This is a genomic window from Herbaspirillum sp. CAH-3 (assembly GCF_009668275.1).
In the GTDB taxonomy this organism is placed as follows: Bacteria; Pseudomonadota; Gammaproteobacteria; order Burkholderiales; family Burkholderiaceae_D; genus Herbaspirillum; species Herbaspirillum aquaticum.
Genome location: NZ_VSWE01000017.1, coordinates 105498 through 128182, shown reverse-complemented (window position 1 = coordinate 128182; position 22685 = coordinate 105498). Strand labels below are relative to the sequence as shown.

At 63.0% G+C, this 22685-nt stretch carries 22 protein-coding genes and 5 tRNA genes; 15 read left to right on the top strand and 12 right to left on the bottom strand.

The window, feature by feature from the left end; genetic code table 11:
• Positions 1-32: 32 nt before the first annotated feature.
• Positions 33-1265 carry an ABC transporter substrate-binding protein gene (locus FYB76_RS21510; protein WP_154134983.1) on the bottom strand — a complete coding sequence of 411 codons (1233 nt, stop codon included), beginning with the start codon at positions 1263-1265 and terminating at the stop codon, positions 33-35.
• A gap of 213 nt (positions 1266-1478) precedes the next feature.
• Between FYB76_RS21510 and FYB76_RS21505 the strand changes: the two genes are divergently transcribed.
• From FYB76_RS21505 to FYB76_RS21490, 4 genes are all read left to right on the top strand, one after another.
• Positions 1479-2396 (top strand): LysR family transcriptional regulator, encoded by a 918-nt coding sequence (locus FYB76_RS21505; RefSeq protein ID WP_154134982.1) that lies wholly within the window; start codon positions 1479-1481, stop codon positions 2394-2396.
• 91 nt (positions 2397-2487) lie between these two features.
• Positions 2488-3069 (top strand): DJ-1/PfpI family protein, encoded by a 582-nt coding sequence (locus tag FYB76_RS21500; protein WP_041310961.1) that lies wholly within the window; start codon positions 2488-2490, stop codon positions 3067-3069.
• A 153-nt stretch (positions 3070-3222) separates the two neighbouring features.
• Positions 3223-3810, top strand: a complete 588-nt coding sequence (locus tag FYB76_RS21495) for an RNA polymerase sigma factor (protein WP_088753280.1) — start codon at positions 3223-3225, stop codon at positions 3808-3810.
• The gene (locus tag FYB76_RS21490) at positions 3810-4190 is read left to right on the top strand and encodes a hypothetical protein (RefSeq protein ID WP_088753279.1); all 381 of its coding nucleotides are present in this window, start codon (positions 3810-3812) and stop codon (positions 4188-4190) included. Before FYB76_RS21495 ends, FYB76_RS21490 begins: the two co-directional genes overlap by 1 nt.
• A 29-nt stretch (positions 4191-4219) precedes the next feature.
• On the opposite strand, the gene FYB76_RS21485 is transcribed toward FYB76_RS21490, so the two are convergent.
• From FYB76_RS21485 to apbC, 9 genes are all read right to left on the bottom strand, one after another.
• Entirely contained in the window at positions 4220-5473 is a 1254-nt protein-coding gene (locus FYB76_RS21485; RefSeq protein ID WP_154134981.1) for an NAD(P)/FAD-dependent oxidoreductase, read from the bottom strand.
• 2 nt (positions 5474-5475) lie between these two features.
• The gene (locus FYB76_RS21480; RefSeq protein ID WP_154134980.1) at positions 5476-6279 is read right to left on the bottom strand and encodes an enoyl-CoA hydratase-related protein; all 804 of its coding nucleotides are present in this window, start codon (positions 6277-6279) and stop codon (positions 5476-5478) included.
• A gap of 360 nt (positions 6280-6639) precedes the next feature.
• Positions 6640-6715: transfer RNA gene (locus tag FYB76_RS21475), tRNA-Glu, on the bottom strand.
• Positions 6716-6788: 73 nt separating this feature from the next.
• Positions 6789-6864 (bottom strand) — tRNA-Ala (locus FYB76_RS21470).
• 110 nt (positions 6865-6974) lie between these two features.
• A tRNA-Glu gene (locus FYB76_RS21465) sits at positions 6975-7050 on the bottom strand.
• Between the two features lie 56 nt (positions 7051-7106).
• Positions 7107-7182, bottom strand: a tRNA-Glu gene (locus tag FYB76_RS21460).
• Between the two features lie 80 nt (positions 7183-7262).
• Positions 7263-7338 (bottom strand) — tRNA-Ala (locus FYB76_RS21455).
• A 73-nt stretch (positions 7339-7411) separates the two neighbouring features.
• Entirely contained in the window at positions 7412-8812 is a 1401-nt protein-coding gene (gene gltX, locus FYB76_RS21450) for a glutamate--tRNA ligase (protein WP_154134979.1), read from the bottom strand.
• A gap of 135 nt (positions 8813-8947) precedes the next feature.
• Entirely contained in the window at positions 8948-10036 is a 1089-nt protein-coding gene (gene apbC, locus FYB76_RS21445; protein ID WP_154134978.1) for an iron-sulfur cluster carrier protein ApbC, read from the bottom strand.
• Positions 10037-10266: 230 nt separating this feature from the next.
• On the opposite strand from apbC, the gene metG reads away from it, so the two are divergent.
• The 7 genes from metG (at position 10267) to FYB76_RS21410 (ending at position 18208) form a co-directional block, all read left to right on the top strand.
• The gene (metG, locus tag FYB76_RS21440) at positions 10267-12330 is read left to right on the top strand and encodes a methionine--tRNA ligase (RefSeq protein WP_154134977.1); all 2064 of its coding nucleotides are present in this window, start codon (positions 10267-10269) and stop codon (positions 12328-12330) included.
• Between the two features lie 41 nt (positions 12331-12371).
• On the top strand, positions 12372-12851 hold the full coding sequence (locus FYB76_RS21435; RefSeq protein WP_013235036.1) for a GNAT family N-acetyltransferase: 480 nt from the start codon (positions 12372-12374) through the stop codon (positions 12849-12851).
• 222 nt (positions 12852-13073) lie between these two features.
• On the top strand, positions 13074-14054 hold the full coding sequence (locus FYB76_RS21430) for a sugar-binding transcriptional regulator (RefSeq protein WP_088753273.1): 981 nt from the start codon (positions 13074-13076) through the stop codon (positions 14052-14054).
• A 24-nt stretch (positions 14055-14078) separates the two neighbouring features.
• On the top strand, positions 14079-15128 hold the full coding sequence (locus FYB76_RS21425) for an ABC transporter ATP-binding protein (RefSeq protein WP_154134976.1): 1050 nt from the start codon (positions 14079-14081) through the stop codon (positions 15126-15128).
• A 57-nt stretch (positions 15129-15185) separates the two neighbouring features.
• Complete coding sequence (locus FYB76_RS21420) at positions 15186-16478, top strand: ABC transporter substrate-binding protein (RefSeq protein WP_154134975.1); 1293 nt, start codon at positions 15186-15188, stop codon at positions 16476-16478.
• Between the two features lie 27 nt (positions 16479-16505).
• A complete protein-coding gene (locus FYB76_RS21415; protein ID WP_154134974.1) occupies positions 16506-17381 on the top strand; it encodes a carbohydrate ABC transporter permease in 876 nt (291 codons plus the stop codon).
• Positions 17378-18208, top strand: coding sequence for a carbohydrate ABC transporter permease (locus FYB76_RS21410; protein ID WP_154134973.1), 831 nt, complete (start codon positions 17378-17380; stop codon positions 18206-18208). Before FYB76_RS21415 ends, FYB76_RS21410 begins: the two co-directional genes overlap by 4 nt.
• Positions 18209-18220: 12 nt before the next feature.
• Here FYB76_RS21410 and bamE read toward each other — a convergent pair whose 3' ends face one another.
• Positions 18221-18748 carry an outer membrane protein assembly factor BamE gene (gene bamE / locus FYB76_RS21405; protein WP_088753264.1) on the bottom strand — a complete coding sequence of 176 codons (528 nt, stop codon included), beginning with the start codon at positions 18746-18748 and terminating at the stop codon, positions 18221-18223.
• Between the two features lie 71 nt (positions 18749-18819).
• Here bamE and FYB76_RS21400 point away from each other — a divergent pair, with 71 nt between their 5' ends.
• The 4 genes from FYB76_RS21400 (at position 18820) to FYB76_RS21385 (ending at position 21749) form a co-directional block, all read left to right on the top strand.
• Positions 18820-19023 (top strand): DUF3460 family protein, encoded by a 204-nt coding sequence (locus FYB76_RS21400; RefSeq protein ID WP_034337181.1) that lies wholly within the window; start codon positions 18820-18822, stop codon positions 19021-19023.
• A 9-nt stretch (positions 19024-19032) separates the two neighbouring features.
• Positions 19033-19929, top strand: coding sequence for a ScpA family protein (locus FYB76_RS21395; protein WP_034337179.1), 897 nt, complete (start codon positions 19033-19035; stop codon positions 19927-19929).
• Between the two features lie 89 nt (positions 19930-20018).
• Positions 20019-20858 carry a pantoate--beta-alanine ligase gene (gene panC / locus FYB76_RS21390; RefSeq protein WP_088753262.1) on the top strand — a complete coding sequence of 280 codons (840 nt, stop codon included), beginning with the start codon at positions 20019-20021 and terminating at the stop codon, positions 20856-20858.
• A gap of 3 nt (positions 20859-20861) precedes the next feature.
• A complete protein-coding gene (locus tag FYB76_RS21385; protein WP_154134972.1) occupies positions 20862-21749 on the top strand; it encodes a cobalamin-binding protein in 888 nt (295 codons plus the stop codon).
• Between the two features lie 45 nt (positions 21750-21794).
• Here the strand turns inward: FYB76_RS21385 and FYB76_RS21380 are convergent, their stop codons facing one another.
• Complete coding sequence (locus tag FYB76_RS21380; RefSeq protein WP_154134971.1) at positions 21795-22406, bottom strand: porin family protein; 612 nt, start codon at positions 22404-22406, stop codon at positions 21795-21797.
• Between the last annotated feature and the right edge of the window lie 279 nt (positions 22407-22685).

Here is a 22685-nt window from a genome sequence, read left to right as displayed (position 1 = left end):
GCAAGGCCGGGAGCGGCTCCCGGCCACAGGCATTACTGCTTGACCAGCGGGCAGGCCGCGTCCATCGGACGGAAGGCCTGCTGGGCCGGGATCACCGACAGCAGCTTCAGGTAATCCCACGGGGCCTTGGATTCGGCCGGGGTCTTGACCTGGTACAGGTACATGTCGTGGATCACGCGGCCATCCGGGCGGATGGAGGCGTTGCGCATGACGGCGTCGGAGATCGGGATTTCACGCATCTTCTGGGCCACGACCTTCCAGTCCGAGGTCTTGGCTGCCGCACGCGCCTTCAGGAACTGGTAGACGCTGGAATAGACACCGGCCTGCACCATGGTCGGCTTGATGTTCTTGAACTGCGCTTCGAAGCGCTTGGAGAAGGCACGCGTCTGCTCGTCGTAATCCCAGTAGAAGCCATCGGTATAGACCAGGCCTTGCGCCGCCTCCAGCCCCAGCGCATGCACATCCGACAGGAACACCAGCAGCGCCACCAGGCGCTGGTCCTTGCCGCCGACGGCAAAGGAACGCGCCTGCTTGATGGCATTGACCACATCGGTGCCGCCATTGGCCAGCCCGATCACCTGGGCCTTGGAGGCCTGCGCCTGCAGCAGGAAGGAGGAGAAGTCCGACGCATTGAGCGGGTGACGCACCGACCCCACCACGGTGCCGCCGTTGGCCTTGACCACATCGGAGGCATCCTTTTCCAGCGAATGGCCGAAGGCATAGTCCACCGTCACGAAGTACCAGGACTTGTTGCCCAGCTTGGTCAGCGCCGCTGCTGCACCGGCGGCTTGCGAGTAGGTGTCGAACATCCAGTGGAAGCCGTTGGTGGCGCATTCGGCGGTGGTCAGGGCACCGGTGGCCGGGCCGCTGTACATGGCGATGCCGCCCTTCTCCTTGATCAGCTTCTGCACCGCCAGCGCCACCGAGGAATTGGTGAGGTCGGCGATGGCCTCGACCTTGTCGCGGTCCAGCCATTCGCGGGCACGCGTCACGCCGACGTCGGGCTTGTTCTGGTTGTCGGCCGAGAGGATCTCGATCTTCATGCCTTTGCACTCATTCTTGAGGCAGTCTTCCACCGCCATCTTGGCCGCCACTACCGATCCCTGGCCGCCCATGGCCGAGTAGGGGCCGGACATGTCGGTGAGCACGCCGATCTTGACGGTGTTGGCATCCTGGGCAAGGACCGGCATGGCCGTGGTGGCCAGCGACACCGTGCAGGCGACGGCCGCCGCCGTGAGGGAACGGCTGAAAGCGTTCTTGGACATCTTGTCTCCTTGATCTTGTGATTGTTGTCGGACCTGCCCGCGTTCATGGACGCCGGGTCTTGCCGCTGTCTCCTGCCGCCTGTCGCCTCTGTCTTCCCGGGCGGCATCACGGCCCCGCTATTCTGCATGTGCGTATTTATCGATACAATAACCACAAAGACAAAACGCTTTTGCATTGATGCACAACGCTGGTGATGCACTCATGGAGACCACATGCTGGACTGGGACAATCTCAGGATCTTTCTCGAACTCACCCGCAGCCAGGGCCTGGTGGATGCGGCCAAGAAACTGGGCATCGACCACTCGACCGTCTCGCGCCGCATGAAGCGCTTCGAGGAGCAGGTCGGCAGCCAGCTCTTCGATCGCAACAACCACGGCTACAAGCTCACCGCCGACGGCTACCGCCTGGTGGAATATGCCGAACAGGTAGAAAGCACACTGTACGCCGCCACCGAAGAACTGGGCGGACACAACAGCAAGCTCTCCGGCCAGGTGCGGCTGGGCGCCACGGAAGGCTTCGGCACCTTCGTGCTGGCACCGCACCTTGCGCATTTCTGCGCCCGCAATCCGCACATTACGGTGGACATGCTGCCGATGCCGCGTTTCGTGAACCTGTCCAAGCATGAGGCCGACATCAGCGTGTCGATCGAACGTCCGCTGTCGGGTAATTACGTGGTCACAAAACTGTCCGACTATGTCCTGAAGCTTTATGCTTCACGTGACTACCTGTCCAGGCACGCGCCGATTCACACCATGGATGACCTGGCGCAACACAACTTCATTGGCTACATCGATGACCTGGTCTTCAGTGAAGAATTGCGCTACAAGGATACGGTGGCGCCTGACGCTTTCCGGGCCTTCCGCAGCACCAGCGTGGTGGCGCAATATACGGCGGCCTGTGCCGGCCAGGCGCTGGCAATCCTGCCCTGCTTCCTGGCGCAGCAGTCCGAAGAGCTGGTGCCGGTTCTGCCCGAACAGATCGCCATCACCCGCACCTTCTGGCTGGTGGCTTCCAGCGAGCAGCGCCACGTGGCGCGAGTGTCGGCCCTGTGGAGCTACCTGCGCGACTGCGTGGAGCTCAACCGCGACTTCCTGATGGGACAGTCGCGCCGGATGCGCTGGCTGGAGTAGATCCTGCCCGAGCCAGCCCGCAACAACATGTGTTTCAACCCGGCCGCCCGGTCCCTCCCCGCGCCGGCGGCCTTTTCCCAAGGAGATGACGATGGCTGCAAAGAAGATCCTGCTCTTGACCGGTGACTTCGCCGAGGATTACGAAACCATGGTGCCCTTCCAGGCCCTGCAGATGGTCGGCCACACGGTCCATGCGGTCTGCCCCGGCAAGAAAGCCGGCGACAAGGTCAAGACCGCCATCCACGACTTCGAAGGCGACCAGACCTATACCGAAAAACCCGGCCACCAGTTCGCCCTCAACGCCAGCTTCGACGATGTCAGCGCGGCTGGCTATGACGCGCTGGTGGTGGCCGGTGGCCGCGCCCCGGAATACCTGCGCCTGAACCCCAAGGTGATCGAACTGGTGCAAGCCTTCGCCAAGGCCGACAAGCCCATCGCCGCGGTTTGCCACGGTCCGCAGGTGCTGGCCGCGGCTGGCGTACTGGAGGGCAAGAAGGTGTCGGCCTATCCCGCTTGCGCGCCGGAAGTGAAGCTGGCCGGCGGGCAGTTCGCCGATATCGCCGTGGATGCCGCCATCACCGACGGCAAACTGGTCACGGCCCCGGCCTGGCCGGCCCATCCGGCGTGGCTGGCGCAGTTCCTGCAGGTGCTGGGCACGCGCATCGAACTGTAAGGGCTGAAGCCTCAGGCGGGGAGCGGCCTCCAGGGCCATGGCTCCCCGCGCAAACGCGCTGGTTTTGCTTGTTTCTTCATTTCCCCTTCGCAGTTTCCCCCCATTTTTTCCTGCCGAGCCACAATATGCCCTGAGCACAACCGTCTTCAGGGCATGCAGCCCATTTCCACCCTCTCCCCGATGAGCGACCAGGACCGCGAGATCACCGCCACCGTCATGCGCGAACGCAGCCGGCTGGGCGGCTTCATCCGCCGCCGGGTGGCTGACGCCGGCGAGGCCGAAGACATCCTGCAGGAAGTGTTTTACGAGTTCGTCCAGGCCTACCGCCTGCCGGAGCCGATCGAGCAGGTCAGCGCCTGGTTGTTCCGGGTAGCGCGCAACCGCATCATCGACCGCTTCCGCAAGAAGAAGGAAGAGCCCTTGCCCGAGACGCACGACATCGAGCAAGTCGAGGGTGGCGAAGACAGCTGGCGGCTGGACCTGGTCCTGCCGGCCAGCGACGGGGGGCCGGAAGCCGCCTACGCCCGTGCGGCGCTGATCGAGGCCTTGCAGGCAGCCCTGGACGAATTGCCGCCAGCGCAGCGCGAGGTCTTCATCGCCCACGAACTCGATGGCCTCAGCTTCAAGGAAATGGCCGCTGCCAGTGGTACCGGCTTGAATACCCTGCTGGCGCGCAAGCGCTATGCAGTCCTGCATCTGCGCGAGCGCTTGCAGGCGGTTTATGACGAATTGGAGATGTAATGGATCAGAACGAGATGCCTCAAAATCCCCCTGCCCCGGCACGCCGCGATCGGGGCTTCCGTGGCGGGCGTGACCCGCGCCGCTGGGGCGTGAAGCTGCTGCTGTGCCTGCTGTGCGTGCCGGTGCTGGGCGTGGTGGTGATGCTGCTGTGGAACTGGGTAATGCCACCGATCTTCCCGGGTGTGGCCGAGATCGGCTTCTGGCGGGCGCTGGGATTGCTGGTGCTGTGCCGGGTACTGTTCGGGGGCTTTCGCGGGCGGCATGGCGGCTGGCATGAGAAGCGCCGCTTCATGCGCGCTCGCTGGGAAGCGATGACGCCCGAGGAACGCGAACGTTGCCAGCTGCGCAGCCGCATGTTCTGCCGTGAAGAGCGCAAATGAAGAAAAACGTCTGCTCGGGCTGAGCGCGATCAGCCTGGGGCCGAGGGTTGGGGTGCGGCGTTCCAGTCGTGTTCCTTCAAGCCAATCGAGGTGAAGGGATCGATCAGGGTACCGGCCACCATCCGTGCCAGCAGTTGCGGTGCCGGTGGCACCATCGACAGGCGTGCCGCCAGCTGGTCGCGCATCCACGGCAACCACGCCGAATCGGACTGGTAGAAGGGCGTGAACATCGCCGACATCGCCTGGAAGGTCCGCACGTGGCGGCGTCGCGAGGCGGCATAGCGCGGCAGCGCCTGCTCCGGCGTATCGGACTGCTGCAGGGCGTGGATCAGCGCCCGTGCATCGAGCAGGGCCATGTTGGCCCCCTGCCCCAGCTGCGGGCTGGTGGAATGGGCGGCATCGCCGATGATGGCCAGCCGCTGTCCATAGGGCACAGGCAAGGTGTGATGTCCGTAACGCGCCAGCGTCATTTGCTCGAAACCATCGATCTGGGCCAGATAGGGTTCACATTCCGGCCACAGTGCATGAACTCCCTCCTTCCATGCCTCCAGCCCCCGCTGCTTGAGCTGCTCCGCCTGGTCCGGCTTGGTACTCCAGAAGAAGGCCACCATGGGATCATCCTGCTGCCTGGGGCGACCGATGGGCAGCACGCCGATCATGGTGCTGGCGCGGCGATAGCGCTGTACCAGTGAATTGATACCGAACGACAGGCCGGGCCGGGCCCGCAAGGAAATCCAGAAGGCGCCATAGGGCAGCCGCTTGGGCTCGCAGGTATTGAGCGCGTAGCGGCGCAGCAGAGAACGGGCACCGCTGGCATCAATGACCAGATCGAAGGGGCCGATGCGGCGGCCGTCCGCAGTCGTCAGGCTGGCACCGGCGCTGCCCTGCTCCAGGCCGTTGATCTCATGGCCGGTTTCGGCTTCGATCCCTTCCCGCTGCGCGGCCTCCTGCAGGACGCCGAACAGGGCCGCACGATGGACGGCAATGCCATAGCGTCCACCGCGCACGGCGTCATATCGCACATCCAGCACCGTCCTGCCGCTGCGGGCGTCGGCCCCGTAGAGGCGGTCGATACGCTGGCCCAGTGCGGCGATGCGCGAGAACAGGCCCAGGTCTTCCAGCACCGTCAGTCCGGTGGGCTGCAGGATCAGGCCGGAACCCACTGGCGCGGCCGTGACGAAGCGCTCCAGCAAGGTGACGCGATGGCCGGCGCGCTTGAGATAGAGCGCCATGGCCAAGCCGGCCGGGCCGGCACCGGCGATGGCTACATGCAAAGACTTCATGTTTATCCTGCTGAAGATGAAGCGCGCGTCCAGGCGGGCGTCTCTTTTTCAAGGAAGGCGCGCAGGCCTTCGCGTCCCTCCGGGGATGCACGCAGGTCGGCGATGACGCCGGCCGTATATTCCGCCAGTTCGGGCGTGACCTGCAGCGGGTTGGCGACCTGGACCAGTTGCTTGGCAGCGCGCATCGCCTGTGGCCCGTTGGCCAGCAAGGTGTCGATCACTTGCAGGACCTTGGCATCCAGTTCCTGGGCTAGCACCACCTCATGCACCACCCCGATGGCGGCGGCGCGGATGGCCGAGAAGCGCTCGCCCGAGACGAAGAAGCGGCGTGCCTGTGACACGCCCATCTTGGCGATCACGTAGGGGCTGATGGCTGCCGGGGCCAGGCCCAGCTTGACTTCGGAGAGCGCAAAGAAGGCCGCCTCGGAGGCGATCACGATGTCGCAGCAGGAGACCAGGCCGACACCACCGCCCATCACCGCTCCCTGTACTTTGGCCACCGTCGGTGCCGGGAAGCTGTTGAGGGTTTCCATCAGCAGTGCCAGCTTGCGGGCATCGTGCAGATTGTCCTCGCGCGAGGCATCGGCCATGCGGCGCATCCAGGCCAGGTCGGCGCCGGCGGAGAAGGACTTGCCGGTGGAGGCCAGCAGCAGGACGCGAGTGCGTTTGTCGTCACGCGCCTCGTGGATGAGGTCGATCAGGTGGGCGATCAGCTGATCATCGAAAGCATTGTGGACGTCGGGACGATTGAGGGTCAGCGTGGCCAGGCCACGAGGGTCGATGTCGAGATGGGCGGCTGCGGTCATGAGGGCTCCTGCGGTGAGGTTTGCCGGGAGGATAGCGCAAAATGCCGGGGGAAAATGTTACTGGGGAGACAAATGGACTTGGGGCCAGCATACAAGAAACCAGTTCAAGCACATCGCTAGGTGCCGCCAAACAAAAAAGCCCGCTTGCGCGGGCTTTCGGCTAGCTGGGTTGGCTTGGATTGCGCTCGGTGCGCGCTCAATCGTAGGCTAACGCTCGCTGCGCGAGCGAGGGATTCGCCCACGTGCCGCGGGCCCGGTTTCGCTTGCAAGCGAAACCCTTCGAATCCCCCCCGCGATGTGCTCAAGCACATCGCTAGGTGCCGCCAAATAAAAAAGCCCGCTTGCGCGGGCTTTTTTATTTGGCGTCCCCTGGGGGATTCGAACCCCCGTACTCACCGTGAAAGGGTGATGTCCTAGGCCTCTAGACGAAGGGGACAAAACGGTCACAACTACTACATTCCTCGAATCAGCTCTTCCGCCAATTCACCCCACACTTTCATGCGGGTCGCTGGTGGAGGTAAGCGGGATCGAACCGCTGACCTCTTGCATGCCATGCAAGCGCTCTCCCAGCTGAGCTATACCCCCTGCGAAAGGAAAAGTCCCAAACTCCGGACTATCCAACCTCAAGGTAGCCTGATCAATCAGACTACTTCAACTTTCAAACAACCCGGCGGCAACCGGACTGCCTTAAAACCTGGCGTCCCCTGGGGGATTCGAACCCCCGTACTCACCGTGAAAGGGTGATGTCCTAGGCCTCTAGACGAAGGGGACACTGTACCGCTACATACCTGCGCTGCCTGCTGGGTGACAGCGCAGATATCGAAATCTGGCGTCCCCTGGGGGATTCGAACCCCCGTACTCACCGTGAAAGGGTGATGTCCTAGGCCTCTAGACGAAGGGGACAAGCAGGTACTTCACATTACTTCTTGTTTCTACACTTCAAGCTTCGCCTGAAATATCACCGCCAAACATCTGCGGGTCGCTGGTGGAGGTAAGCGGGATCGAACCGCTGACCTCTTGCATGCCATGCAAGCGCTCTCCCAGCTGAGCTATACCCCCGTTGCGAAGAAGCGAGATTATGCAATACCTCTTTTCAAAAGACAACAGCTTTTTGAAAAATAATTTCTTTTTTTCAAAGATATGCTGCCAAGCGTGCCTGTACAGCCTCACGGCCAAACAATTGCAGCACGGCGTCAATGGCCGGCGTCTGCAATTGCCCCGCCACGATCAGGCGCAACGGCATGGCCAGCTGCGGCATCTTGATGCCGTGCGCCGCCAGCACTTCCTTGATCATGGGCGCAATCGCTTCCTTGCTCCACGCCACCGTCGCTACGCGCTGGGCAAAGTCAGCCAGCGCCGGTTTGATCGCCTCGGTAATGTGCTGCGCCACCAGGGCCGCATCCGGGGCCGGCTGGCGATAGAACATCAGCGCCGCTGCCGCAATCTCGTTGACGGTATTGGCGCGATCCTTCAGCAAAGCAATCACGGCCGCCAGATCAGGCGCACCCTCGAATACCGCACCCTGTGCTTGCAGCAACGGGCGAACCAGGTCAGCCAGACGGGCGTTGTCAGCCAGCTTGATGTAGTGGTTGTTGAGCCAGTTCAGCTTCTCCGGATTGAATTGCGCCGGAGCCTTGGTCAGGTGATCAAGATCGAACCATTCGCAGAACTGCTGCATCGAGAAAATCTCGTCGTCACCATGGCTCCAGCCCAGGCGCGCCAGGTAGTTCAGCATGGCCTCAGGCAGATAACCCTGGGCAGGATAATCCATCACGCTGACCGCACCGTGGCGCTTGGACAGCTTCTCGCCATCCGCACCCAGGATCATCGGCACGTGGCCATACTCGGGCAACGTGCCGCCCAGGGCCTTCAGGATATTGATCTGGCGCGGCGTATTGTTCACATGGTCGTCGCCACGGATGACGTGGGTGATCTTCATGTCCCAATCATCGACCACCACACAGAAGTTGTAGGTCGGCGTGCCGTCCGGACGGGCGATCACCAAGTCGTCCAGCTCACGGTTGGAGATGGTGATGGGGCCCTTGACCACGTCATTCCAGCTCACCTCGCCATCCTGCGGATTCTTGAAACGCACCACCGGCTTGCGCCCTTCCGGGATCGCCGGCAGGGTCTTGCCCGGTTCCGGACGCCAGGTGCCGTCGTAGCGCGGCTTCTCGCCGGCCGCGCGCTGGCGCTCGCGCATGGCTTCCACTTCTTCCGGGGTGCAATAGCAATAGTAGGCCGTGCCCTGCTCCAGCATCTGGCCGATCACTTCGCGATAGCGATCCATGCGCTTCATCTGGTAGAACGGACCTTCGTCATGCTCCAGCCCCAGCCACTGCATGCCCTCTATGATGGCCTGCACCGCTTCCGGGGTGGAACGCTCGACGTCGGTATCTTCGATGCGCAACACGAAAGTGCCGCCGAAGCGACGAGCATAGGCCCAGGAGAACAGCGCCGTGCGGGCGCCGCCCAGGTGCAGGTAGCCGGTGGGGCTGGGAGCGAAACGGGTACGAACTTGAGTGGCAGTCATGATAGCGAGTAAAAATCAGGCCGGTCCTGGAATGCCAGGGCCGGCCATCGGTCAAGCAAAGGAATTCGGAAAGGCGTCATTTTAACGCCTTTGCAGGGCGGCACGCCATGCCGGCAGCCCGCCCCGAGGCCCGCATCAGTCGTTCTGCACCACGATGCTGGGGAACTTGCTGGTCATGTCGCGCGCCTTCTCGGCCACCTTCACGGCGACCTTGCGGGCGATGGCCTTGTAGATCTCGGCCACCTTGCCATCCGGATCAGCCACCACGGTGGGCTTGCCGGAATCCGTCTGCTGGCGGATCTCCATGGTCAGCGGCAAGGCGCCCAGGAAATCCACGCCAAAGTCGGCACACATCTTCTCGCCACCGCCCACGCCAAAGATGGGCTCGGCATGGCCGCAGTTGGAACAGACGTGCATGCTCATGTTTTCCACGATGCCCAGGATGGGGATGCCGACCTTCTCGAACATGCGCAAACCCTTGCGCGCATCCAGCAGCGCAATATCCTGCGGGGTGGTCACGATGACCGCACCGGTGACCGGCACCTTCTGCGACAAGGTCAGCTGCACATCGCCGGTGCCCGGCGGCATGTCGACGATCAGGTAATCCAGGTCGCGCCAGTTGGTCTGGTCCAGCAATTGCTGCAGGGCTTGCGTGACGATGGGGCCGCGCCAGACCATGGGTTCGTCCGGATCAATCATGAAACCGATGGAAGACACCTGCAGGCCGTGGTTCTCCAGCGGCTCCATGGTCTTGCCATCCTTGGTCTCGGGCTGGCCCGAGATGCCCATCATCATGGGCTGCGAAGGTCCATAGATATCGGCATCCAGGATGCCCACGCGCGCGCCCTCGGCCGACAGCGCCAGGGCCAGGTTCACGGCGGTGGTGGACTTGCCCACCCCGCCCTTGCCCGAGGCCACGGCGATGATGTTCTTGACGTTGCTCTTGAGCTTGATGCCGCGCTGCACCGCATGCGCCACGATCTTGAAATAGACGTTGGCCTCGACGCCGGTCACGCCGGGCAGCTTGCCCAGCGCCTCTTCGACCAGCTGGCGGATCGGCGCGATCTGGCTGGCTGCCGGGTAGCCCAGCTCCACGTCCAGCAGCACGCGGCCACCCTCGACGCGGATGTTGCGGGCTTCCTTGCCCCGGATCAGATCCTTGCCGGTATTGGGGTCGATCACCTGCAACAGGGCCGCCTTGATCTCTTCCACGGTAGTGCTCATTGGTTCTCCTTGCTCAGAACCCGCAAGTCTAAACCAATCGCGCCAGCGCCGCCCCGTGCGGCGCTCAAACCACCCTTGCAAAAGGCTTCACTTTGATTGGAATGGAGCAACTACTGCGCCCAAAGCCCTGTGGCTGATAGAATGCCCCTCTTTCAAGGCAGTTTTCTTGCAGCTTTCTTGCTATTTCGGCGCGCACGCGCCTTAACCTACTTGCATCGTCCGTATCGCCAATGAGCACTTCCGCACCTCGCCAACTCTTCGTCACGACCGCACTCCCCTACGCCAACGGCGCTTTCCACATCGGCCACATCATGGAATACATCCAGGCCGATATCTGGGTCCGGTTCCAGCGAATGCAGGGCAATGAGGTGCACTTCGTCGGTGCCGACGACGCCCACGGCGCGCCCATCATGATCGCCGCCGAAAAGGCCGGCATCACGCCGCAGCAGTTCGTGGCCAACATCGCTGCCGGCCGCAAGCAGTACCTGGATGGCTTCCACATCGCCTTCGACAACTGGAGCTCCACCGACAGCCCGGAGAACCACGAACTGTCGCAGGAGATCTACCGCGCCCTGCGCGACGAGGCCAAGCTGATCTCCACCAAGACCATCGACCAGTTCTATGATCCGGTGAAGAACATGTTCCTGCCGGATCGCTACATCAAGGGTGAATGCCCCAAGTGCGGCACCAAGGACCAGTACGGTGACTCCTGCGAGAACTGCAGCGCCGTCTATTCGCCGACCGACCTGAAGAATCCTTACTCGACGCTGTCGGGCGCAACGCCCGTGATGAAGTCGTCTGAACATTTCTTCTTCAAGCTCTCGGATCCGAAGTGCGTCGCCTTCCTGCGCGAATGGGCACTGGACAGCAACCGCCTGCAGCCGGAAGTGGCCAACAAGGCGCGCGAATGGCTGGACGGCGAAGGCGGCCTGGGCGACTGGGACATCAGCCGCGACGCGCCCTATTTCGGTATCGAGATCCCCGACGCACCGGGCAAGTACTTCTACGTCTGGCTGGACGCGCCGATCGGCTACCTGGCCTCGCTGAAAAATTACTTCGTCAAGACCGGCCGCGATTTCGACGCCTTCATGGCCGATGACAAGACCGAGCAGTACCACTTCATCGGCAAGGACATCACCTACTTCCACACCCTGTTCTGGCCCGCCATGCTCAAGTTCGCCGGCCGCAAGACGCCCAACAACGTCTTCGCCCACGGCTTCATCACGGTCAGCGGCGAGAAGATGTCCAAGTCGCGCGGCACCGGCATCTCGCCGCTGCGCTACCTGGACATCGGCATGAACCCGGAATGGCTGCGTTACTACATCGCCGCCAAGTTGAATGCCAAGGTGGAAGACGTGGACTTCAACCCGGACGACTTCGTCGCCCGTGTCAATGCCGACCTGATCGGCAAGTACGTCAACATCGCCAGCCGCGCTGCCGGCTTCATCGCCAAGCGCTTCGAAGGCCGCGTCTCGACCCAGTGGGCCACTGCCGATGACGCCTTCCTGGCCAAGCTGCGCGGCGTGGCTGAAGAGATCCGCAGCCTCTACGAGCAACGCGAATACGGCAAGGCCCTGCGCCTGGTGATGGAGCAAGCCGACGCCATCAACGCCTATGTAGACGCCAACAAGCCCTGGGAACTGGCCAAGGACAGCAGCAAGGATGCGCAACTGCACGAAGTCTGCAGCCGCCTGCTGGAAGCCTTCCGTATCCTGACCATCTACCTCAAGCCGGTGCTGCCGCAACTGGCCGCCCAGGTGGAAGCCTTCCTGCAGGTCCAGCCCTTCCAGTGGAACGATGTGGCCGCGCCGCTGGCCGACGGCCATGTCATCAATGCCTATTCGCACCTGATGCAGCGCGTCGATCCCAAGATGCTGGATGCCCTGTTCGAAGCGCCGGAAGCGCCTGCCGCCGCCCCCGCAGCGACAGAAAGCGCCATCGAAGAACTGGCGCCGGAAATCTCCATCGATGACTTCGCCAAGATCGACCTGCGCATCGCCAAGATCGTCAACTGCGAGGCCGTGGAAGGCTCCACCAAGCTGCTGCGCCTGACCCTGGATGCCGGCGAAGGCCGTACCCGCAATGTCTTCTCCGGCATCGCCTCGGCCTACAAGCCGGAAGACCTGGTCGGCAAGCTGACCGTGATGGTCGCCAACCTGGCACCGCGCAAGATGAAGTTCGGCGTCTCCGAGGGCATGGTGCTGGCCGCATCCGCCAAGGATGAGAAGACCAATCCGGGCATCTACGTGCTCAACCCCTGGCCGGGTGCCGAGCCGGGCATGCGCGTGCGCTAAGGCATGCGCCGCCGATTGCCTGTGCAGGAGGAAAGATCGTCATGAACCTGGTGATACGTGAAGCCACCTCGGAAGATGCCAGCCTGATCGCCGAACTGACCCGTCACAGCTGGGCCAACAAGGTGGCGCCCAGTTCCTCGGGCCACCGCGAAGCGCCCGACCATGTGCAGGAAGACTTGCAGCATGGCGGCGCCTTCATCCTGCTCAGCGGCGAGACGCCAGCCGGCTCGGTGCGCTGGCTTCCCCTGGACACCGAAAGCGACGTCTGGGAAATCCGCCGCATGGGCATCGCCCCGGCGTTTCGCGGTGAGCGCTTGTCCCAGCACTTGATGGAGGCCCTGATCCATCGTGCCCAGTCGGCTGATGTGCGCGAATTGCGGCTGGCGGTACGGACCGATCAAGCGCAGTTGGTAGACCTGTATGCGGCCTTCGGCTTCGAGATCGCGCCGGAGCTGGAATACACCCGCGCCAATCCGCAGGAAGCCCCGCCCATCGTGATGCGGCGGGTGATGCGGCACTGATGTTCCCCTCATGTGATCCCTTCTGAAAGCGACGCCTGGTGCGTCGCTTTTCTTTTGCCCCGCCGCCGCTGCGGCAAATTGGAACGTTTGTTCATCAAGCGGTAACAATCGCTCGCTACCATCGTGAAAACGTTGTCAGGAGGCCCAGCCCGCCTGGCCTGCCGGGGGGGCAGTCCGAGGGCATGCGCCACAAGTTCACATTCACTGGTAAGCACAATAACAATGGCCCAAGGGGATAGACAGGAAACTGCCTACATGGCGGTACGCGTAGCGCGGCTCTACTACTTCCAGAACATGACCACCGCCGCGATTGCTGATGAAATCGGTACCTCGCGCGCAACCGTCTCGCGCCTGCTGTCCTTCGCCCTGGATCGTGGCCTGGTGGAAATCCGCGTCCACGATCCGCAGCAAGTCTCCGGCAGCCTGGAAGCAGCCATTGCCCATCACTATCGCCTGCGCTCGATCCAGGTCGTGCCCGTGGCTGCGGCCGCGACCGACAAGGAAACCCTGCAGCGGGTGACCTGCCACGCTGCCGCCTACGTCAACTCGCTGGTCACCCCCGGCACCATCATCGGCCTCGCCTGGGGGACCACCGTGGCGCAGATCGCCGACCAGCTGCTGCCGCGCCATGTGCACGATGTCGATGTGGTGGCGCTCAATGGTTCCGGCAGCGGTGCCAGCTTCATCAACAGCTTCAGCGAATCCATCGTCTCGCGCTTTGCCCAGAACTACGGTGCGCGCGCCCATCACCTGCCGGTGCCGGCCTTCTTCGACTATCCCGAAACGCGCACGGCGCTGTGGCGCGAAAAAAGCATCAAGGCCATCCGCGACCTGCAGGAGCGCGCCTCCATCCTGCTGTTCTCCATCGGCGCCGAGGCCACTGGCAGCTACATCCATACCGCCGGCTATCTGGGTGAAGAAGAACGCCAGATCCTGCGCGATGAAGGCCTGGTCGGCGACATCGCCACCGTCTTCTTCCGCGCCGATGGCAGCTGGCGCGATGTGGCCTTCAATGCCCGCAACAGCGGTCCGGACATGGAGTGCTTTACGCGTGCCGCGCATGCGCTGTGCGTGGTTTCCGGTACCGGCAAGCTGCCGGGCCTCAAGGCCGCGCTGCGCGGCGGCTTCATCAACGAACTGATCATCGACGAACCGAGCGCGCGCCTGCTGGTAGAGCAGATCCGCAGCGGCGCGGCGGCGTGATCGCATCTCCACGAGGACACCATCATGGCAGCCATCTCCTTGCAGGGCGTCTGCAAGCACTGGGGTCAAGCCCAGGCGGTGAGCAACATCGATTTCGAGGTCAAGTCGGGGCAGTTCACCGTCCTGCTGGGACCTTCGGGCTGCGGCAAGTCGACCACCCTGCGCCTGATCGCGGGGCTGGACAAACCCAGCTCCGGCAGCATCCACATCGGCGGACGCGACGTCACGCAACTGCCCCCGGCCCAGCGCAAGATTTCCATGGTGTTCCAGTCGTATGCGCTGTTCCCGCACCTGAGCGTGCGCGAGAACATCCTCTTCGGTGTGCGCGTACGCAAGGAGCCGCGTGCCGGCTACGCAGCACGCCTGAAGCGCGTGGCCGACATCCTCGGCCTGTCGCACCTGCTGGAACGCCGCCCCGGGCAGCTCTCCGGCGGCCAGCAGCAGCGCGTGGCGCTGGGCCGCGCCATCATCGCCGATGCGCCGGTGTGCCTGATGGATGAGCCGCTCTCCAACCTCGACGCGCAGCTGCGCCAGGAAATGCGCCGCGAAATCCGTGCCCTGCAGCAGCAGCTGAACATGACCATGGTCTACGTCACCCACGACCAGACCGAAGCCATGAGCATGGCCGACCAGGTGATCCTGCTGCGCGAAGGCCGTATCGAACAGGACGCTGCGCCCGCCGATCTCTACGCCCAGCCGGCCACGGCCTTTGCGGCCCGCTTCATCGGTACGCCGCCGATGAACCTGCTGCCCCTGCAATCCCATGCACAAGGCCTGGCCATCGCCGGCAGCAATGTGGTGCTGCGCGAGCTCGGCCAGACACCGCGGCAACTCGGGCTGCGCCCTGAACATATCCGCCTGGCCGGTGCCAGCGAGGCCACCGCGCCCGCCTTGGTGGAGACGGTCGAATACTTCGGTGCCGACACCATCATCGGCGCCCGCATCGGCAGCGCCTCGCTGCTGGTGCGCGCGCCCGGGCAACACCGGTTCGACGCAGGCGCAGCGATCCACCTGGCCTGGGATACCCGCCACCAGTATTTCTTCGACCAGGAAAGCGGCCTGCGCCGCGCCTGATCCCTCCCCCGACGATTTCCGCAGCAAGCCAACCCATCCACCTCATGGAGATGCATCATGCGTAGAACCTTCCTCAAGTCCTTGGCCGCCCTGGCTGTCTCAGCCGCCTTCTGTGCGCCGGTACTGGCCGCCAATCCGGTCGAGATCAGCTTCTATTACCCGGTCGCCGTGGGCGGCGCGGTCACCAAGACCATCGACAGCATGGTGGCCGATTTCGAGAAGGCCAATCCCGACATCAAGGTCAAGGCCATCTATGCCGGCACCTACCAGGAAAGCATCGTCAAGGCGCTGACTGCCTTCAAGGGCGGCACCCCGCCGACCCTGGCCGTGCTGCTCTCGACCGACCTCTTCACCCTGATCGACGAGAACGCCATCGTCCCCATCGACAGCCTGGCCAGCAGCGCCGAGGACAAGAAGTGGATCGACGGCTTCTACAAGGGCTTCATGGAAAACAGCCAGACCGACGGCAAGACCTGGGGCATTCCCTTCCAGCGCTCGACCATCGTGATGTACTACAACAAGACCCTGTTCAAGGAAGCCGGCCTGAACCCGGAGAAAGCCCCGGCCAACTGGAACGAGATGGTGGAAGCCGCCAAAAAGCTGACCAAGCGCGATGCCGCCGGCAACGTCAGCCAGTGGGGCGTGAAGATTCCTTCCACCGGCTTCGGCTACTGGATGTTCCAGGCCATGACCGCTTCCAATGACACGATCCTCATGAACAGCGCCGGCACCAAGACCTACTTCGACAAGCCGGGCGCCGTGCAGGCCCTGCAGCACTGGGTCGACCTGACCACCAAAGACAAGGTGATGCCGGCCGGCTCCATCGAGTGGGGCACCACACCCAAGGACTTCCTGGAGCAGAAGGCTGCCATGGTCTGGACCACCACCGGCAACCTGACCAACATCCGCACCAACGCCAGCTTCCCCTTCGGCGTGGCCATGCTGCCGGGCATCAAGCACCCTGGCAGCCCCACCGGCGGCGGCAACTTCTACGTCTTCAACAAGACCTCGCCGGCCGAGCAGCAGGCCGCCATGAAGTTCATCCGCTTCGCCACCGAACCGGCGCGCGCGGCGCAGTGGTCCATTGCCACCGGATATGTGGCCCCGCGCCAGGATGCCTGGGATACCCCGGAAATGAAGAAATATTTGCAGGAAGTGCCGGCCGCCGACGTGGCGCGCGAGCAGATGAAGTACGGCGTGGCTGAACTGTCCACCCATGACAACCAGCGCGTGACCAAGGCCCTGAACGACAACCTGCAGGCAGCACTCTCCGGCACCAAGACACCGGAGGCCGCCCTGAAGGATGCCCAGCGCGAAGCCGAGCGCATCCTGCGCGCCTACGGCCGCTAAGCGCGCTCCGTTGCACAAGGCCTGCCGATGAAACGCCTGCCCTCCACCGTGCTGCCCTGGCTGCTGCTGTCACCAGCCATGGTGCTGCTGATCGCCTTCACGCATTACCCGGCGCTGGCCACGCTCTGGCACAGCGTCTTCTCCACGCCCAAGGGAGCCCGCCCGGCGGTCTTCGTCGGGCTGGAGAATTACCGGCTGATGGCGGAGGATCCGGTGTTCTGGCAGGCCCTGTGCAACAACCTCTGGTTCGCCCTCGGCACCATTCCGCTGGCCATTGCCCTGGCCATCCTGATGGCGCTGTGGGTCAACGAGAAACTGGCCGGGCGCGGCGTACTGCGCCTGGCCTATTTCACGCCGACCGTGCTGCCCATGATCGCGGTGGCCAATATCTGGCTGTTCTTCTACACCCCGCAATACGGCTTGCTGGAGCAGATCACCGGTGCGCTGGGCCTGCCCTCGCACAACTGGCTGGGCAATCCGCAGACCGTGCTGGGGGCGCTGATGGTGGTGGCGGTGTGGAAGGAAGCCGGTTTCTTCATGATCTTCTACCTGGCCGCCCTGCAGCAGATCTCGCCGGTGCTGGCCGAAGCGGCCGCACTGGAGGGCGCATCGCGCTGGCAATACTTCTGGCGCGTGCAGTTCCCGCTGCTCATGCCCACCACGCTCTTCGTGCTGATCAATGCGCTCATCAACGCCTTCCGCCTGGTCGACCACATCGTGGTGATGACCAAGGGCGGACCGGACAATGCCAGTTCCCTGCTGCTGTATTACATCTATGAAGTTGGCTTCGCCTTCTGGGATTCTTCCTACGCCGCAGCCCTGACGGTAGTGCTGCTGGCCCTCTTGGGACTGATTGCTCTGGTGAAGTTTCGTGTACTTGACCGCAGGACCCACTACCAATGATCGCGCCCACCTCGCCTTTTGCCGAACGCCATCGCGCGCTGGAGACCGTCTCCGCCTGGGTGCTGGCACTGCTGTGGCTGCTGCCGCTGCTGTATGCGCTGTGGACGGCCTTCCATCCGGCCGCCTACGCCACCCGCTTCGTGCCGGATGCACCGCTGACGCTGCAGAACTTCGCCAACGCCTGGCAAGCTGCACCTTTTCCGCGCTACTTCCTCAACACCTTCCTGCTGGTGACGATGATCCTGGCAGCCCAACTGGTATTGGCCACCCTGGCCGCGTATGCGTTTGCCCGCTTCACTTTTCGGGGCAGCAATGTGATGTTCATGCTGGTACTGCTGCAACTGATGGTGATGCCCGACATCCTGATCGTGGAGAACTACCAGACCATGAACCTGCTGGGCCTGCGCGACACCATCCTCTCGATCGGCCTGCCCTACTTCGCCTCGGCCTTCGGCATCTTCCTGCTGCGCCAGACCTTCAAGACGGTGCCGCGCGAGCTGGATGAAGCCGCCACCGTCGAGGGAGCATCAGCCTGGCAGATCCTGATGCAGGTGTATGTGCCGCTGGCCAGGCCGATCTATATCGCTTTCGGGCTGGTCTCGGTGAGCACCCACTGGAACAACTTCCTCTGGCCGCTGATCGTGACCAATTCGGTGGAATCGCGCCCGCTGACGGTGGGGCTGCAGGTGTTCTCCTCCACCGACCAGGGGGTAGACTGGTCCATCATTACGGCGGCTACGCTGATGACCTCAGCCCCCCTGCTGCTGGCGTTCCTGCTGTTCCAGCGGCAGTTCGTGCAGTCGTTCATGCGGGCGGGGATACGCTGAACCCGTAGCGGTTCAGTGGCCCGAAATTTCAGAAATCGAGGTACGCACGACTTGCTTGGTCGTGATGTCGAAATGCACGTTGAAGAGCCGGTCCTCGTGCACGTAGTGATACTTCCAGTCCCACACTTCCTCATTCTTGCGGGCGAACTGCACTACGCTGCGCGGCCGGCCAAATTCGCGGCGGATCTGCTCGGTAGTCATGCCTGGACGGATAGTGTCGAAATGCTCCTGGGTCAGCACCTGCGTGTAATCGATCAAGGTGCCGGAAGCCCCGATGCGGAACATCCAGGTCCGGATGCCTTCCGGCCCCTTGGGATATTCCAGGGTCCTGGCGCCGCCACCGTCTTCCCAGACGGTATCGGGCTGGCCCATCACGCCGCGCACGTCGGCTTCGCTGGAAACACCCTTTTGCAGCTTGTCCAAACCGAACTCCTCGATGGGATTGCCGTTGCGGTCGCAGCCAAACAGGGCCAAAGCAGCAAGCAAAGCGCCGAAATGACCGGCGTGGCGACGCAGGCGGGTGAAGATGGGTTCACGCATAGGTAATTGATTATCCCTGATGAAGACAAGGTAAAATACGGCTTCTGTGTAACATTTGGCCTGAAAATATCATGCTCTTCGGAAAAAAGACCACCTACGTATCTGAAATCACCCAGTTCATCGACGAACTGAAGACGAAGAACCCGAAGCTGGAAGAGTCCCAACGCGCCGGCCGCGCCCTGCTGTGGGACAAGGAACCGCTGGACCTGGACAAGTCCGCCCGTGACAAGGCTTCGCGCGTGGCCCAGCAGCCCTACGTCTACCAGAGCCACTAAGCTGTTCGCATGACGGTTCAAGCAGGTGGCGCCGACCCCGCCGGCCAGCCCGGCGCGGAACCCAGCGCCGACGCCATCGACATCACCCCCGCAGGCCAGCAGGACACCACGCCCGACGTGATCGACGGCGTGGCATTGGCGCGCCTGTACGGCGAACCGCTGTTCCAGCTGCCCAATGACCTCTACATCCCGCCGGATGCGCTGGAGGTCTTCCTGGAAGCCTTCCAGGGTCCGCTGGACCTGCTGCTCTACCTGATCCGCAAGCAGAACTTCAACATCCTCGACATCCCGCTGGCGCAGGTCACCGCGCAATACCTGGAGTACGTCGAGCAGATCCGCAAGCAGAACCTGGAACTGGCCGCCGAGTACCTGCTGATGGCCGCCATGCTCATCGAAATCAAGTCGCGCATGCTGCTGCCGGCCAAGAAGGCCGAGCCCGGCGAGGAGCCGGAAGATCCGCGCGCCGAGCTGGTACGCCGCCTGCTGGAATATGAACAGATCAAGCTGGCCGCCCAGGAGCTGGACCAGTTGCCGCAGGTCGGCCGCGACTACGTGCGCACCCAGGTCCACATCGAGCAGACCGTGGTCACGCGCTGGCCCGAGGTTGACATCGATGACCTCAAGGCGGTCTGGGCCGATATCTTGAAGCGCGCCAAGCTGACCCAGCATCACCACATCAGCCGCGAAGAATTGTCCGTGCGCGAGCACATGACGGGCATCTTGCGGCGCCTGCAGTCGGCGCGTTTCGTCGAGTTCTCGGACCTCTTCGATCCCTCGCGCGGGGTACCGGTGGTGGTGGTCAACTTCATCGCCCTGCTTGAACTGGCCAAGGAGACGCTCATCGAAATCACCCAGGCCGAAGCCTTCGCGCCCATCTATGTCAGACTGTCGTACTCGCCCAGCTGAGCGGGCGCAGCCGACCGGCAACCGGGGCCGGGCCGCGCAGGCTTGAGCGACAAGCCACGCGACGGTCCGCCCGCAACCAGAGAATCCGCATGAAAATCATTTCCTCCATCGAAGAACTCCGCGACCACCTGCGCGGCCAGTTGCGCACCGCCTTCGTGGCCACCATGGGCAACCTGCACGAGGGCCATCTGTCCCTGATGCGCCTGGCGCGTACCCATGGCGACCCGGTGGTCGCCTCGATCTTCGTGAACCGCTTGCAATTCGGCCCCAACGAGGACTTCGACAAGTATCCCCGTACCTTCCAGGCCGACGTCGAGAAGCTGGAAAAGGAAGGCGTCTATGTGCTCTTCGCCCCGACCGAAAAGGACATGTACCCGGAACCGCAGGAATACCGCGTGCAGCCGCCCAATGACCTGGGCAACATCCTGGAGGGCGAATTCCGCCCCGGCTTCTTCACCGGCGTCTCCACCGTGGTGATGAAATTGTTTTCCTGCGTGCAACCGCGCGTGGCCGTGTTCGGCAAGAAGGATTACCAGCAGCTCATGATCGTTCGCAACATGGCGCGCCAGTTCGCCCTGCCCACTGAAATCGTCGGCGCCGAGACCTACCGCGCCGAAGACGGCTTGGCGCTATCTTCGCGCAACGGCTACCTGTCGGCGGAAGAACGCGCCGAAGCGCCGCTGCTCTACAAGGTGCTCAACGACGTCGCCAACGAAGTGCGCGGCGGCCAGCACAACGTCGCCCTGGTCGAGCAACTGGCCATGGAACGCCTGGCCGGCCGTGGCTGGCAGCCGGACTACGTGGCCGTGCGCAAGCGTATCGACCTGCAGCCGCCGTCGGCTGCGGACATGGAGCAAGGCGCACCGCTGGTGGTGCTGTCGGCCGCCAAGCTGGGCGCCACGCGCCTGATCGACAACCTGGAAATCTGATCCATGCCTGCGCTGGCGGCCAGGCTGCTGTTCTTCACCGGACTGCTGGCCGCCGGCGCGGCCCAGGCGAGCATCACCGTCCAGGATGACCTGGGCCAGAACGTCACCCTGCCCCAGCCCGCGCGCCGCATCGTCAGCCTGGCGCCGCATGTCACCGAACTGCTGTACGCGGCCGGCGCGGGCGAACAGATCGTCGGCGCCAGCAATCACAGCGACTATCCCCCGCAAGCTGCGCGGCTGCCCAACCTGGGCGGCTACAACGCGCTCGACCTGGAGCGCATCGCCAGCCTCAAGCCCGATCTCATCGTGGCCTGGCACAGCGGCAACAAACCCCTGCAACTGGCGCGCCTGCGCAGCCTGGGCATTCCCGTCTTCGAGAGCCAGCCGGCCGATTTCGGCATGATCGCTTCTTCGCTGGAACGTCTCGGCCAGTTGGCCGGTACCGAGGCCACTGCGCAGGGAGCGGCGACCGCCTTCCGTGCGCGTTGGCAGCAGCTGGAAACGCAATATCGCGGCCGTACGCCGGTGAGCGTGTTCTATCAGATCTGGAGCCAGCCGCTGATGACGCTCAACGGCCAGCACATGGTCTCCTCCGTACTGCGCCTGTGCGGCGGCCGCAACATCTTCGCCGACCTGCCGCAACTGGCGCCCACGGTCAGTGTGGAAGCGGTCGTGGCAGCGGATCCCCAAGTGATCCTCACGGCGGGCGACGCGCGCGACCAGCCGCTGGAGCGCTGGAAAGCCTTTCCACGCCTGCGTGCCGTGCGCGACGGGCAGCTCCATACCGTCAATGCGGATTGGCTGAACCGCGCCGGGCCACGGGTACTGGAGGCGGCCCAGGAAGTGTGCGGGAAGTTGGACCAGGCGCGGCAAGCAACACGCGCACAATGAAAACATCCCTCACGAGGAGGGATGCGTGGCGCCGGAATGAAGCACTCAGAAGCGATATTTCAGGCCCAGGCTGAACAGATTGACGTCAGCTTTGGAATTGCCGCCCAGGCTCTGGTAGCGGGTATAACCGCCGTTGAGGCTGACGCTTTTGGTCACGTCATACTCGTAGCCCAACCCCAGCAGATAGCCAGCTCCCGATTGGCTTGCACGCTCATGGCTGACCGATGACGTGTAGCCATCGTTGAATTCATAGGAGCCAGTCTCCGTCAATGTTGCCAAGGTAAGCCCGCCCTTGACATACACTCCCGGCAACACACTGGTGAATTTATAGGTCGCCAGCAGATCGAAGCCCTTCACATCGCCGCTGTAAAACTCCCGGGAATATCTGTCGCGATATTCCAGCGTCGTATCCCCGATCCGGAAATAACCAGCCTCCACCGAAAAATTGGGATTGAACTGATAACCCACGCCCAGCCGTACCATGCCGGCATCATTGTTTTCGCGGACATCATGGTGGCGTTCGATATCGATATCGTAGGTGGCGGCACCACCTTCCAGGCCCACATAGAATCCCTGGTCAGCCTTTACCGCCTGCGCCGATGCGACGGAGGTCACCAGCAGCATCGTCCCGGAAACCAGCAATTTGATTTTTTTCATCATTACCCCGACAAAGTAAGTGCATGTTTGACAGACCCGCAACGGCAAACGGCCCGCGCGGAGATTGCCATCCGGCCCAGACAGCGGCATCGGAAAGCGGGCGCGATATTAATGAGCATCAGGATTGCGCTGGCTGTCCAACACCAAAGTTCAGCTGCTTTGTCGATGGAGTTCGATGTCACTCCAGAAGCTTTTCTAGATTTGATGAAAGTTTGACTTTCCCCTCTGCGGCGTAATGGGAAAAGCCTGCCCGACCTGCAACGGGAAAACAGATCGTCA